The sequence below is a fragment of the Janibacter endophyticus genome (assembly GCF_016888335.1).
Classification (GTDB): domain Bacteria; phylum Actinomycetota; class Actinomycetes; order Actinomycetales; family Dermatophilaceae; genus Marihabitans; species Marihabitans endophyticum.
In genome coordinates, this window is the sequence record NZ_JAFEJG010000004.1 from 1,144,242 (window position 1) to 1,157,110 (window position 12,869).

12 protein-coding genes and 1 pseudogene are annotated in these 12,869 nt (G+C 72.5%); 9 read left to right on the plus strand and 4 right to left on the minus strand.

Annotation, left to right across the window (positions count from 1 at the left end):
* Entirely contained in the window at positions 1-1,014 is a 1,014-nt protein-coding gene (locus tag JNO54_RS05630; protein WP_204143008.1) for a 4-hydroxy-3-methylbut-2-enyl diphosphate reductase, read from the plus strand.
* 19 nt (positions 1,015-1,033) lie between these two features.
* Here JNO54_RS05630 and JNO54_RS05635 read toward each other — a convergent pair whose 3' ends face one another.
* Entirely contained in the window at positions 1,034-1,792 is a 759-nt protein-coding gene (locus tag JNO54_RS05635; protein ID WP_204143009.1) for an IclR family transcriptional regulator, read from the minus strand.
* Positions 1,793-1,881: 89 nt separating this feature from the next.
* On the opposite strand from JNO54_RS05635, the pseudogene hutH reads away from it, so the two are divergent.
* The 4 genes and pseudogenes from hutH to hutI all read left to right on the plus strand — a co-directional run bounded on the left by hutH (position 1,882) and on the right by hutI (position 7,248).
* Positions 1,882-3,452: pseudogene (gene hutH, locus JNO54_RS05640) on the plus strand (histidine ammonia-lyase).
* A gap of 6 nt (positions 3,453-3,458) precedes the next feature.
* Complete coding sequence (gene hutU / locus JNO54_RS05645) at positions 3,459-5,174, plus strand: urocanate hydratase (RefSeq protein WP_204144570.1); 1,716 nt, start codon at positions 3,459-3,461, stop codon at positions 5,172-5,174.
* Positions 5,171-6,085: a formimidoylglutamase gene (gene hutG, locus JNO54_RS05650; RefSeq protein ID WP_204143010.1), complete on the plus strand. Its 915-nt coding sequence runs from the start codon at positions 5,171-5,173 to the stop codon at positions 6,083-6,085. Before hutU ends, hutG begins: the two co-directional genes overlap by 4 nt.
* Complete coding sequence (hutI, locus tag JNO54_RS05655) at positions 6,082-7,248, plus strand: imidazolonepropionase (protein ID WP_204143011.1); 1,167 nt, start codon at positions 6,082-6,084, stop codon at positions 7,246-7,248. The genes hutG and hutI overlap by 4 nt, the downstream gene beginning before the upstream one ends.
* Before the next feature lie 5 nt (positions 7,249-7,253).
* Here the strand turns inward: hutI and JNO54_RS05660 are convergent, their stop codons facing one another.
* The gene (locus JNO54_RS05660) at positions 7,254-8,483 is read right to left on the minus strand and encodes a DNA recombination protein RmuC (protein ID WP_204143012.1); all 1,230 of its coding nucleotides are present in this window, start codon (positions 8,481-8,483) and stop codon (positions 7,254-7,256) included.
* A 91-nt stretch (positions 8,484-8,574) separates the two neighbouring features.
* On the opposite strand from JNO54_RS05660, the gene JNO54_RS05665 reads away from it, so the two are divergent.
* The 3 genes from JNO54_RS05665 to ychF are packed head-to-tail and all read left to right on the plus strand — an operon-like array spanning position 8,575 to position 10,507.
* The gene (locus JNO54_RS05665) at positions 8,575-9,147 is read left to right on the plus strand and encodes an NUDIX domain-containing protein (RefSeq protein WP_204143013.1); all 573 of its coding nucleotides are present in this window, start codon (positions 8,575-8,577) and stop codon (positions 9,145-9,147) included.
* Complete coding sequence (locus tag JNO54_RS05670) at positions 9,144-9,383, plus strand: hypothetical protein (RefSeq protein WP_204143014.1); 240 nt, start codon at positions 9,144-9,146, stop codon at positions 9,381-9,383. The genes JNO54_RS05665 and JNO54_RS05670 overlap by 4 nt, the downstream gene beginning before the upstream one ends.
* A 38-nt stretch (positions 9,384-9,421) precedes the next feature.
* Positions 9,422-10,507 (plus strand): redox-regulated ATPase YchF, encoded by a 1,086-nt coding sequence (gene ychF, locus JNO54_RS05675; RefSeq protein WP_204143015.1) that lies wholly within the window; start codon positions 9,422-9,424, stop codon positions 10,505-10,507.
* Between the two features lie 20 nt (positions 10,508-10,527).
* Here ychF and JNO54_RS05680 read toward each other — a convergent pair whose 3' ends face one another.
* Both JNO54_RS05680 and JNO54_RS05685 read right to left on the minus strand, forming a co-directional pair.
* Positions 10,528-11,211 (minus strand): DNA methyltransferase, encoded by a 684-nt coding sequence (locus JNO54_RS05680; protein ID WP_204143016.1) that lies wholly within the window; start codon positions 11,209-11,211, stop codon positions 10,528-10,530.
* Positions 11,208-11,693 (minus strand): NAD(P)-dependent oxidoreductase, encoded by a 486-nt coding sequence (locus JNO54_RS05685; protein WP_204143017.1) that lies wholly within the window; start codon positions 11,691-11,693, stop codon positions 11,208-11,210. Before JNO54_RS05685 ends, JNO54_RS05680 begins: the two co-directional genes overlap by 4 nt.
* A 166-nt stretch (positions 11,694-11,859) precedes the next feature.
* On the opposite strand from JNO54_RS05685, the gene JNO54_RS05690 reads away from it, so the two are divergent.
* Complete coding sequence (locus JNO54_RS05690; RefSeq protein ID WP_204143018.1) at positions 11,860-12,825, plus strand: class I SAM-dependent methyltransferase; 966 nt, start codon at positions 11,860-11,862, stop codon at positions 12,823-12,825.
* The last annotated feature ends 44 nt before the right edge of the window (positions 12,826-12,869 follow it).

Consider the following 12,869-nt stretch of genomic DNA (forward strand, 5'->3'; position numbering starts at 1 on the left):
ATGTCTGACACCAAGAAGGTCCTGCTCGCGGCGCCCCGCGGCTACTGCGCCGGCGTCGACCGCGCCGTCGTCACCGTCGAGCGGGCGCTCGAGCTCTACGGCCCCCCGGTGTACGTCCGCAAGGAGATCGTCCACAACAAGCACGTCGTGACGACGCTGGAGAAGAGGGGTGCGATCTTCGTCGAGGAGACCGACGAGGTGCCCGAGGGCGCGACCGTCGTCTTCTCCGCCCACGGGGTCGCCCCCGTCGTCCACGAGGAGGCCAAGGCCCTCTCGCTCAAGACGATCGACGCGACCTGCCCGCTCGTGACGAAGGTCCACCGTGAGGCCGTGCGCTTCGCCGACGACGACTTCGACATCCTGCTCATCGGCCACGAGGGCCACGAGGAGGTCATCGGCACCGCCGGTGAGGCGCCTGAGCACATCACGCTCGTCGACGGTCCCGACGACGTCGAGAACGTCACCGTCCGCGACCCCGAGAAGGTCGTCTGGCTGTCCCAGACCACGCTCTCGGTCGACGAGACGATGGAGACGGTCCGCCGGCTGCGCGAGAAGTTCCCCCAGCTGCAGGACCCGCCGAGCGACGACATCTGCTACGCCACCCAGAACCGTCAGCTCGCGGTCAAGCAGATGGCGCAGGACTGCGACCTCATGATCGTCGTCGGATCGCGCAACTCCTCCAACTCCGTGCGCCTCGTCGAGGTCGCGGTCGACCACGGCTCCCGCGCGGGGTACCTCGTCGACTACGCCGACGAGATCGACGAGGCCTGGCTCGACGGCGTCCGGACGGTCGGCGTCACCTCCGGCGCCTCGGTGCCCGAGATCCTCGTCCGGGAGGTGCTCGAGTACCTCGCCGCCCGCGGCTACGAGGACGTCCAGCCGGTCGTCGCGGCCGAGGAGTCCCTCCTCTTCGCCCTCCCGATAGAGCTGCGTCGCGACCTGAAGGCCGCCGGCCTCAGCGACAAGATGAAGCACGACGCCGGCTCGCTCGCTGACGCCGGCCAGCTGCACTGAGCCTCCTCGCGCCCGAGCGTCAGCGGCGGGCCTGACCCCGCAACCGTCTCGCGAGCTCGTCGGCGGCCTCGCCGACGGCCGCGACGAGGGCCCCTTCGTCGTCCACCGGCGTGCTGTACGTGACGGCTACCGCCGCGACCGGGTGACCTGAGCGGTCGAGGACGGCGTGCGCGACCGAGCGCAGCCCCGGCGTCACGAGGTCCTCCTCGAGGGCGTGCCCCCGAGCCCGGGTGGCCCTGAGCTCGCGGGCGAGAGCACTGGGGCCGGCCGGTCCGCGTCCGTCGCGCTGCACGATGCTCGCCGCGTCGGGGAAGAGCGCCCGCACCTGCGCCTGAGGCAGGGCCGCGAGCATCGCGAGGCCGGTGGCCGTGATCGTCGCGGGGAGACGGACGCCGACGTCGGTGACGAGGACGGGCCCGGAGGGCGCGCGCTGCTCGATGACGTAGAGGACGTCACGGCCGTGGAGCACCGCGAGGTGGGCGTTGTGGCCGGTCCGGTCGGCCAGACGGTCGAGGATCGAGCGGGCGATGCGCTGCAGCGGCGCCTGCCGCTGGTAGGCCGAGCCGAGCTCGTACGCGGCGACGCCGAGACCGTAGCGGCGCTCCTCCGCGAGATGCGTGACGTAACCGCGCTCGGTGAGCACCGTGAGCAGGTGGTAGACGGTGGATCGCGGGAGGCCGAGCTCGCGCGCGAGGGTGGTGGCGGGGAGCGGCTCCCCGCGTCGGCCGAGGAGCTCGAGGACGTCGAGCGCCCTCACCGCACCGGTCGCGTTGCCCATGCCGGGACCCTAGCGGGCGTCTGGCATGCCAGACACAACCGGCTGCGCCGCTATGGCGCCGGCCGCGTCGCGGGTCCACGCTGAGGAGCATGCGCCATCCCGAGCACGTCCCCTGCGTCGACGAGGTCACCGTCGGCGACCGTCCGCTCACCGTCGACGAGGTCGCCGCCGTGGCTCGGCACGGCGCCCGCGTCGATATCTCCGATGCGGCCCAGGGCCAGGTCGCCCACGCCCGCGCCGTCGTCGAGCAGCTCGCCCACGACACGGTGCCGCACTACGGCGTCTCGACGGGCTTCGGCGCGCTCGCGACGACCCACATCCCGCTCGAGAAGCGAGCCCAGCTGCAGCGCTCGCTCGTGCGCAGTCACGCCGCCGGCATGGGCAACCCGGTCGAGGACGAGGTCGTCCGCGCGCTCATGCTCCTGCGCATCCAGACCCTCGCGACCGGGCACACCGGTATCCGTCCGGAGACGCTCGACCTCTACGTCGCGCTGCTCAACCACGGCATCACGCCGGTCGTCCACGAGTTCGGGTCCCTCGGCTGCTCGGGTGACCTCGCCCCGCTGTCGCACTGCGCGCTCGTCCTCATGGGCGAAGGGATGGTCCGCTCGGCTGACGGAGGGGTCGAGGACGCGGCCGCCGCGCTGGCGCGCGCCGGGCTGACCCCGTCGAGCTCGAGGAGAAGGAGGGCCTGGCCCTCATCAACGGCACCGACGGCATGCTCGGGATGCTCGCCCTGGCCATCGTCGACCTGCGGCGCCTGCTGACGACGGCCGACATCGCCTGCGCGATGAGCGTCGAGGGGCTGCTCGGGACCGACGACGTCTTCGCTGCCGACCTCCAGGCACTGCGCCCGCACCCGGGCCAGGCGCTCTCGGCGGCCAACATGCGGGCGGTGCTCTCGGGCAGCCCGATCCGTGACTCGCACCGTGACCCCGAGGCGTGCACCCGGGTCCAGGACGCGTACTCCCTGCGCTGCGCGCCCCAGGTCCACGGCGCCGCGCGGGACACCCTCGCGCACGCGCTGACCGTGGCCGAGCGCGAGCTCGCGGCCGCGATCGACAACCCGGTCGTCACCGACGACGGACGTGTCGAGAGCAACGGCAACTTCCACGGGGCCCCGGTCGCCTACGTCCTCGACTTCCTCGCGATCGTCGCCGCCGACGTCGCGAGCATGAGCGAGCGGCGGACCGACCGCTTCCTCGACGTCGCGCGCAACCACGGGCTGCCGCCCTTCCTCGCGGACGATCCGGGCGTGGACTCCGGACTGATGATCGCGCAGTACACGGCGGCCGGGATCGTCAGCGAGCTCAAGCGCCTCGCCGCCCCGGCGAGCGTCGACTCGATCCCGAGCAGCGCGATGCAGGAGGACCACGTGTCGATGGGCTGGCACGCCGGCCGCAAGCTGCGCACGGTGGTCGACGGGCTCGCTCGGGTGCTCACCGTCGAGCTCGTTGCAGCCGCCCGAGGGATCCAGCTCCGGGCCCCGCTCGAGCCATCCCCGGCGACCGCCGCCGTCATCGCCGAGCTCGACTCGCTCGGCCCGACGACACCGGGCCCAGACCGGTTCCTCGCGCAGGACCTCGGCGCCTGCTTCATGACCGTCCACGACGGCGGCCCGGTCCTCGCGGCCGAGTCCGTCACCGGCCCGCTGCACTGACAGGAGATCACCATGGAAGGCGCTCGCCCCGTCCGTGCCCCGCGCGGCACCGACCTCACGGCCAAGAGCTGGCAGACCGAGGCCCCGCTGCGCATGCTCATGAACAACCTCGACCCCGAGGTCGCCGAGCGTCCCGACGACCTCGTCGTCTACGGCGGCACCGGCCGGGCGGCGCGCTCGTGGGAGGCCTTCGACGCGATCGTCGCCAGCCTCGCCGACCTCGAGCCGGACGAGACGCTGCTCGTGCAGTCGGGCAAGCCGGTCGGCATCTTCCGCACCCACGAGTGGGCACCCCGCGTGCTCATCGCCAACTCCAACCTCGTCGGCGACTGGGCCACCTGGCCCGAGTTCCGCAAGCTCGAGGCAGAAGGTCTCATGATGTACGGCCAGATGACGGCCGGGTCGTGGATCTACATCGCGACCCAGGGGATCCTCCAGGGGACCTTCGAGACCTTCGCCGCGGTGGCCAAGAAGATGCACGCCGACGGGCGCATCCCCGAGCCGACCCTGGCCGGCACGCTGACGATCACCGGTGGCTGCGGCGGCATGGGCGGCGCCCAGCCGCTCGCGGTGACGCTCAACGGTGGCGCCGTGCTCGTCGTCGACGTCGACGAGGCCCGCCTGCAGCGTCGGGTCTCCAAGCGCTACCTCGACGAGGTCGCCCCGGACCTCGACACGGCGCTCGCGCGCCTGCAGGAGGCGAAGGGGGAGCGCCGTGCCCTGTCGGTCGGCCTGGTCGGCAACGCTGCCGCGGTCTTCCCCGAGGTGCTGCGGCGCCACCAGGCGGGCGAGATCACCGTCGACGTCGTCACCGACCAGACGAGCGCGCACGACCCGCTGAGCTATCTCCCGGTCGAGTACGCGACGGACGAGTGGGAGCGCGAGGCCGCGGCCGACCCGGAGGGCTTCACCAAGAAGGCCCGTGAGTCGATGGCCGCGCAGGTCGAGTCGATGGTCGGGTTCCAGGACGAGGGGGCCGAGGTCTTCGACTACGGCAACTCGATCCGGGACGAGGCGCGGCACGCGGGGTACGGCCGGGCCTTCGAGTTCCCCGGCTTCGTCCCGGCGTACATCCGCCCGCTCTTCTGCGAGGGGCTCGGACCCTTCCGCTGGGTGGCGCTGTCCGGCGACCCCGAGGACATCGCGGTCACCGACGCGGCGCTCAAGGAGCTCTTCCCGGACGACGAGCACCTGCACCACTGGCTGGACGCCGCGGCCGAGCACGTCGAGTACGAGGGGCTGCCCGCGCGGATCTGCTGGCTCGGCTACGGCGAGCGCCACCAGGCCGGGATGCTCTTCAACGAGCTCGTCCGCGACGGCAAGGTCACGGCGCCCATCGTCATCGGGCGCGACCACCTCGACTCCGGCTCGGTCGCCTCGCCCTATCGGGAGACCGAGGGGATGCTCGACGGCTCCGACGCGATCGCCGACTGGCCGCTGCTCAACGCGCTCACCGCGACCTCGTCGGGTGCGACCTGGGTGTCGATCCACCACGGCGGCGGGGTCGGCATCGGTCGCTCGATCCACGCCGGGCAGGTGGGTGTCGCCGACGGGACCGACCTCGCCGCGCAGAAGCTCGAGCGGCTCCTCACCAACGACCCCGGCATGGGCGTGCTGCGGCACGTCGACGCCGGCTACTCGCGGGCGGTCGAGGTCGCCGCGGAGCGTGGGGTGCGCGTCCCGATGACGCCGCGCGTGCGGGACGACAGGATGGACGCGTGACGACCTTCGACTGGAGCGGGCGCGACGACGGGCACGGCCCCGAGCACCAGCGCTTCTGGCGGACGGTCGCGCCGTCCGGCCCCGCGGACGCGGCGATCGTCGGCTTCGTGAGCGACGAGGGCGTGAGCCGCAACGGAGGACGTGCTGGAGCGGCCGAGGGGCCGTCGCACCTGCGGACGGCGCTCGCGTCCCTCGCCGTCCACGGTGAGCTCACCGTCCTCGACCACGGCGACGTCGTCGTGGACGGGGCGGATCTCGAGGACGGTCAGCGACGACTCGGGCAGGCGGTGGAGGCAGCCCGTCAGCACGCCCCGCTGACCGTCGTGCTCGGCGGTGGTCACGAGACGGCGTGGGGCAGCTACCTGGGGCTGGGCGCGCACCCGGGGCTGGGCGTCCTCAACCTCGACGCACACTTCGACCTCCGGGAGGCCGACCGGGCGACGTCCGGCACCCCCTTCCTCCAGGTCGCGCGCGACCGGCAGGACCGCGGGCTACCCGTCCGCTACGCCGTGGTCGGCATCAGCGAGACCGGCAACACGGGGGCGCTCTTCACCACCGCGCGCGACCTTGGTGCCGAGTGGCTCCTGGATGACGAGTGCCAGGAGCCCTCGACCCCGGTCGCCTTCGTCCGGCGCTTCCTCGACGGGCTCGACGAGGTCTACCTCTCGATCGACCTCGACGTCCTGCCCGCCTCCGCAGCCCCCGGGGTGAGCGCTCCTGCGTCACTGGGAGTGCCCCCCTTCGTCATCCAGTCGGTCTGCGACGCCGTGGCCGACAGCGGCCGCCTCGTGCACCTCGACGTCACCGAGCTCAACCCGCGGCTCGACGTCGACGACCGGACCGCGAAGGTCGCGGCCCGGCTTGTCCACCGGATCATCACCCGGGCGAGCGCCGCGAGGGGGGCCTCATGAGCGCCACCCTCGTCAGCGGCATCGGCGAGCTCGTCACCTGCGACGGCACGGGCGAAGGGGGAGCGGGCGCCTGCGCCGGTCACGCGCTCGTCATCGAGGGTGACCGGGTCGCGTGGGTCGGTCCCGAGGCCGGGGCGCCGGCTGCCGACCGCGTCGTCGACGTCGAGGGCCGGTGCGTCCTCCCCGCCTTCGTGGACAGCCACGCCCACCTCGTCTTCGCCGGCGACCGGTCGGCGGAGTTCGCCGCCCGGATGAGTGGGCTGGCCTACGACGGCGGCGGGATCGCGACCACTGTGGCGGCGACCGCGGCGGCGACCGACGACGCGCTGCGCGGTCTCGTCGCCGCGCGCGTCGCCGAGATGCGGTCACAGGGGACCGGCACGGTCGAGATCAAGTCCGGTTACGGGCTGGACGCCGAGCAGGAGGCCCGCGCCCTGCGCATCGCGCGCGAGGTGACCGACGAGACGACCTACCTCGGTGCGCACGTCGTGCCCCCCGCCTTCGCCGACGACCGGGCCGGGTACCTCGACCTCGTGACCGGCGAGATGCTCGCCGCGTGCGCCCCCTTCGCCCGCTGGGTCGACGTCTTCTGCGAGCCGGCCTCGGCCCACGCCTTCGACGGCGAGGAGTCGCGCCGCGTGCTCGAGGCCGGTCGCGCTGCGGGGCTCGGGCTGCGGGTCCACGGCAACCAGCTCGACCACGGCCCCGGGGTGCAGCTCGCCTGCGAGCTCGAGGCCGCCAGCGTCGACCACTGCACCTACCTCTCCGGCGCGGACGTCGAGGCTCTCGTGGGCGCCGCGGCGACGACGACCGCGACGCTGCTGCCGGGCGTGGAGTTCTCGACCCGCTCGCCGTACCCGGACGCCCGGGCGCTCCTCGACGCCGGCGCGAGCATCGCGCTCGCGACGGACTGCAACCCGGGCACCTGCTACTCGACGTCCATGCCCTTCGTCATCGCCCTCGCGGTCCGTGAGATGGGGCTGACTCCCTCAGAAGCCGTGGTGGCCGCGACCGCCGGTGGGGCGCGGGCGCTGCGTCGAGACGACATCGGCCGGCTCGTCGTCGGGTCGCGCGCGGACCTCGCAGTGCTCGAGGCCCCGAGCCACACGCACCTGGCGTACCGGCCGGGGGTGCCGCTCGCCCGCCGGCTCGACCTGCCGTGAGGCGTTCAGCCTGCGTGGCGACGCGCGGGGTCCACCGGGGCGGTCTCGTCTGACCGGAGTCCGTCGAGGTCGATCTCGGGCCGTCCGTCCTCGGCCGTCACCGCGTCGAGCAGCTCGGGCGCGGTGAGCACCCGGGGCCCGGCATCTGTCGGTGCGAGCCGCGACAGCTCGTCCTGCGCGATCCCGAGGTCGGTGAAGCGCCGCGCGCTCACGAGGACGCGGGTCTCGAGCGTGCCGACCATGGCGTTGTAGCTCTCGACGCTGCGCCGGAGCGAGTCGCCCATCTTCGTCACGTGACCGCCGAGCGTGCCGAGCCGGGCGTGCAGCTCGGTCCCGAGGGCGAGCAGCTCCTGCGCGCTGCGGGTCAGCGAGTCCTGCTGCCAGGTGAAGGCGACCGTGCGGAGCAGCGCGAGCAGCGTGCTGGGCGATGCCAGCACGACCTTGCGCCGCATCGCCTCCTCGTGCAGGCCAGGGTTCTTCGCCAGGGCGGCCGCGAGCGTCGCGTCCGTCGGGACGAAGCAGACGACCATCTCGGGGGTGACGTCGAAGGCGGTCCAGTACTCCTTGGACTCCAGGCTCTGGACGTGCCGGCGCAGGGCCGCGGCATGACGGTCGAGCGCTGCGGCCTGCTCCGGCGGGGCGAGGCCCTCCGCCTGCGCGGCGAGCCAGTCGCTCATCGGCGCCTTGGCGTCGATGACGAGGACCTTGCCACCGGGGAGGGCGACGACGACGTCGGGCCGTACGGCCACCCCTTCGCGCGTCACCGCGCTCACCTGGTCGTCGAAGTCGCACCGCGCCATCAGCCCGGCCACCTCGAGGACCCGGCGCAACTGGACCTCACCCCAGCTCCCCCGGACCGAGGACACCCGCAGGGACCCGGCCAACGAGGCCGTCTCGCGCCCCACCAGGGACGTGGACTCCTCGACCCGGCCGAGTGCCTCACGGACCGTCGCGAACTGGTCGACCCGGTCGCGCTCCAGCGTCTCGACCTGGGCCTCGACGCGACGCAGCGCTGCCTGCAGCGGCGTCAGCGCCGCCGCGGTCTGGGCGTCGTCGCTCACCGCCGCCTCCAGGTCGACCACGCGCTCACGCAGCCCGTCCCGCTCTGCCCGGGTCCCGGCGAGCTCGGCGGCCGTGGCTGCCCCCGCCGAGGCGGCCGCAGCCCGGGCCCACGACCAGGCGAGCAGCGCACCCACGACGAGCCCGATGAGCAGTCCCACGAAGAGCATCTCCATGGGTGCCACCCAACCAGGGACCACCGACAGCCCTTCGAGCCTCGCTGGCGCTCGCACCTCTGGGAGCAGGAGGTCCGCGTAGGGTCGGGGCATGGCACGGCTGGAGCGCACGGAGCACGAGGTCAAGGACGAGGTCCAGGGGCCCGAGGGCGACCAGGGGCCCGATCTCGCCTCCGAGAAGGGTCGCCGGGCCTTCATCCGCGTCCTCAACTCGCGTCTGCCGAAGAAGCGCGTCATCGCCCAGGGCGTCCTGCGGACCGAGGACGACGAGGTGCTCCTCTGCGAGCTCGTCTACAAGAAGGACTGGGACCTGCCCGGCGGCGTCGTCGACCCGGGGGAGTCGCCGGCCGCCTGCGTCGTGCGCGAGGTCAAGGAGGAGCTCGGTCTCGACGTCACCGTCCAGGGACTGCTCGCCGTCAACTGGCTCCCGCCCTACCGCGGCTGGGACGACGCGCTGCTCGTGCTCTTCGACCTCGGGGTGGTGGACCGCTCCTTCACGGATGCCGCGGTCTTCCAGAGGCGCGAGATCAAGGGCGTCCACTGGTCCGGCGTCGAGGTGATCGCCGAGCGTGTCGCGCCGTACACCACGCGGATGCTCGCCGAGGTCGCGCTCGGGCGGGTCGAGGGCACCATGTACCTCGAGAACTCCGACGTGACCTCGTGAGCGCCCGTGAACCTTCCCTCTTCGACGTCTGGGGTCGCGAGGTCGTCAAGGACGGCGTCCTCCTGCTGCTGGCCATGCCGCCTCTCGTCGGCCTGCTCTTCGTGCCCATGGGCCTGTCCAACGGCCGCTGGCTGCCGCCGCTCGCCGTCGTCGTCTGGGGTGGGCTCCTCTGGTGGCTGACCCGACGTGGCCTGCGGGCCTGGGTGGCCCGAGGGGGCGACCGGACGAAGGGGTGAGCGGCTCACCCCTTCGCCCCGACTAGACTCCTGAACCCGTGGCACTCTCCATCGGAATCGTCGGTCTCCCCAACGTCGGCAAGTCGACGATGTTCAACGCGCTGACGAAGAACAACGTCCTGGCCGCGAACTACCCCTTCGCGACCATCGAGCCCAACGTCGGCGTGGTCCCGCTGCCCGACCCGCGGCTCGCGAAGCTCGCCGAGATCTTCGGCAGCGCGCGCATCCTCCCGGCGACGGTGTCCTTCACCGACATCGCCGGCATCGTGCGTGGCGCGAGCGAGGGGGAGGGGCTGGGCAACAAGTTCCTCGCGAACATCCGCGAGTCCGACGCGATCTGCCAGGTGGTCCGCGCCTTCGTCGACGACGACGTGACGCACGTCGACGGCAAGGTCGCCCCGGCCTCCGACATGGAGACGATCAACACCGAGCTGATCCTCGCCGACCTCCAGACGCTCGAGAGCGCGGTGCCGCGGCTCGAGAAGGAGGTCAAGGGCAAGAAGACCGACAAGGCCGTGCTCGACACCGCCCTCGCGGCGCGCGGCGTCCTCGAGGCCGGCGACACCCTCTTCGCGAAGGGCGCTGCCGCCGGTGTCGACATGGAGCTTGCCCGCCAGCTCGGCCTGCTCACGACCAAGCCTTTCCTCTACGTCTTCAACGTCGACGAGGACCAGCTGACCGACGAGGCGTTCCAGGCCGAGATGCAGGCGCTCGTCGAGCCGGCCGAGGCGATCTTCCTCAACGCGAAGCTCGAGTCCGAGGTCGCGGAGCTCGACGACGAGGACGCGCGCGAGCTGCTTGAGTCCGTCGGCGTCGAGGAGCCGGGACTGGACCAGCTGGCGCACAAGGGGTTCCACACCCTCGGGCTGCAGACCTACCTCACCGCCGGGCCCAAGGAGACGCGTGCCTGGACGATCCGCGTCGGCGACACCGCGCCCAAGGCGGCGGGCGTCATCCACACCGACTTCGAGCGGGGCTTCATCAAGGCCGAGGTGGTCTCCTTCGAGGACCTCGTCGCCGCCGGGTCGATGGCGGAGGCGAAGGCTGCCGGCAAGGTCCGCATGGAGGGCAAGGACTACGTCATGGCCGACGGGGACGTCGTGGAGTTCCGCTTCAACGTCTGACGAGGCAGGGCGGTCAGTCGTCAGCGTCGGAAGACGAGCAGGGCGTCGGCGACGAGGTCATGAGGGAGCACGTCCCACTCGATCGTCGTGATCCCGATCGGCGTCAGGTGCGCCGACAGCACCTCGTTGCAGTCATCGATCAAACGCGTGGTGGAGCCCCTGTGGCGGATGTCGGCGACGTTCCACACGACGAACCCTCCGGGTCTGACGAGCTCGGCGCACTGCGAGGCGACGAGACCGAGCTCGCGCAGGTAGCGCGGGTAGCTGCCGCCCTCTTCCTCGTAGGCGGTGAGCGGGTCCGCGTCATGGTGCGTCGCGGTCATGTACGGCGGTGAGGTGAGGACGAGGTCGACGCTCCCTCTGGGGTCGGCAGGCAGGGGGTCGGACAGGAACCGCAGGAGGTCTCGCGCGTCGCCCTCGACGACGGACGCGGCCGGTACCTGACTGCGGATGTGCTCGACCCGCTCGGGGAGCAGCTCGACGCCCAGTGTCCGCCGACCCAGCGCGACCGCACGGGTCAGCGTCGTGCCGAACCCGGCGAAGGGGTCGAGGACGACCTCGTGCGGGGCTGTGCAGCGCTCGAGGACGTGGTCGACGACCGTCGGGGTCATGTGTACGTCCTCGTCGGCGCCGTGCGGTCGGGAGGCCACGAACTCCCGGTGAGAGACGGTGAGGACCGGGTCGAGGGGAGAGCGCGCCGTCACGCCGGCACGATTCTCAAGCGGTGCATCACGAGGCAAGCCAGGTCCCTCAGCTGCAGACGCCCGGAGTCCCGGACGATCGACTCCTGTCGGTCGTGGTCGGCGAGCGGCCGCGCCAGCAGAGCCTTCATGACGACCCGAAGGGGGAGGGGCATCTGAGAACCGGAGTCGCCGGCTCCCAGGGAGGACTGCACGACGAGGCGGCGCACCCCTTCGGCCCGCATCGCCTCGACGACCGCGTGGGTGACCGCGCTCCGGTGGTGGCGGACCCCCTTCGCGCCGCCGACGGTGACGACGACGGCGTCGGCCCCGGACAACGCGTCACGGACGCTCGTGGGGTCGGTCGCGTCGCCGGGGAGGTTCGTGACGCCGCTCGGGCCGTCCCCGCTCCGCGAGAGGGTCGTCACCTCGTGACCGGCGTCGCGCGCCGCCTCGGCCAGGCGCGCGCCCCTGCCCTTCGACCCACCGACGATGGTGATCCTCATGCGGTCACGCTAGCCCGGGGTCGGTAGCGACAGCACCGGCCACGACGGCGAAGGTCTCACCACCCGGGTCGTGAGGTCCTCCGGCGACGTCCCCGTGGAGGGACCGGGCCTCGAAGCCGGCCTGTCCCGTGAATGATCCACGCCGCGCATGCCCGATAGTTGCCGGGTGGACCCTGTCGACGAGCTCATCTGGGACGAGGCGCCGAGGCAGACCCGCGCGGTCGCCGTCATCGACGCCCCGGCGCTGGTCGACCGCGCGCTCACCCTGACCGACGACGTCCGGGTCTGGTGCGACGACTGGCGAGACGCGCGGCAGGTCGACCCCGGGCTGCGGTCGACCCCGGATGATCTCGCCGGGGTGGACCTCGTCCTCGGCAGGCTGCCCAAGGCGCTCGCCGCGCTCGACGAGCAGGCCTCAGCCGTCCAGGGCGACCCCGACGTCGCCTACATCGGCGGCGGCCGGGTCAAGCACATGAACCGGTCGATGAACGAGACGCTGCGGCGGCACTTCACCGAGGTCTCCGCCAGCCTCGGTCGGCGGAAGTCCCGGGTCCTGCACGCGCGAGGTGCGAAGGGGGAGCCCTCGGCGTGGCCGAGGATCCGGCAGGACAGCGCGCTGGGCCTCGTCATCGCCGCGCACGGGGCAACCTTCGGTGGGACCAGGGTCGACCGGGGCACGCAGCTCCTCCTCGGGCACCTCGAGGTCGAGGGGCGCGACGTCCTCGACCTCGGCTGCGGCAACGGTGTCATCGCCGCGGTGCTGGCCAGGTCAGGGCACGAGGTCCGGGCACGAGACGTCTCGTGGTCCGCGGTCGCCGCGACCCGGGCCACAGCGGCGGCGAACGGTCTCGAGGTCGATGTCACCTGGGGCGACGGGCTCACCGGATACCCCGACGCCAGCCTCGACGCGATCGTCACCAACCCGCCCTTCCACCAGGGCTTCGCCAAGGAGTCCGAGGACACGCTCGCGATGTTCACCGACGCGGCCCGGGTGCTCCGTCCCGGCGGGCAGCTGTGGTGCGTCTTCAACTCCCACCTGCCCTGGCGGCGCGAGCTCGAGGCGCGACTCGGCCGGACCGTCCTGGTGTCCCAGGACCCCCGCTTCACGGTCACCGTGACCACGCGCGGCTGACCCCCTTCGCCGCTCGCCGGAGTCGCCACCGACGCGCACGTTTG

Excerpts from the sequence above, each read along its gene's own strand:
- JNO54_RS05630 (WP_204143008.1), top strand. The coding sequence starts at position 1 with ATGTCTGACACCAAGAAGGTCCTGCTCGCGGCGCCCCGCGGCTACTGC.
- JNO54_RS05635 (WP_204143009.1), bottom strand. The coding sequence starts at position 1,792 with ATGGGCAACGCGACCGGTGCGGTGAGGGCGCTCGACGTCCTCGAGCTC.
- hutI (WP_204143011.1), top strand. The coding sequence starts at position 6,082 with ATGAGCGCCACCCTCGTCAGCGGCATCGGCGAGCTCGTCACCTGCGAC.
- JNO54_RS05660 (WP_204143012.1), bottom strand. The coding sequence starts at position 8,483 with ATGGAGATGCTCTTCGTGGGACTGCTCATCGGGCTCGTCGTGGGTGCG.
- JNO54_RS05665 (WP_204143013.1), top strand. The coding sequence starts at position 8,575 with ATGGCACGGCTGGAGCGCACGGAGCACGAGGTCAAGGACGAGGTCCAG.
- JNO54_RS05685 (WP_204143017.1), bottom strand. The coding sequence starts at position 11,693 with ATGAGGATCACCATCGTCGGTGGGTCGAAGGGCAGGGGCGCGCGCCTG.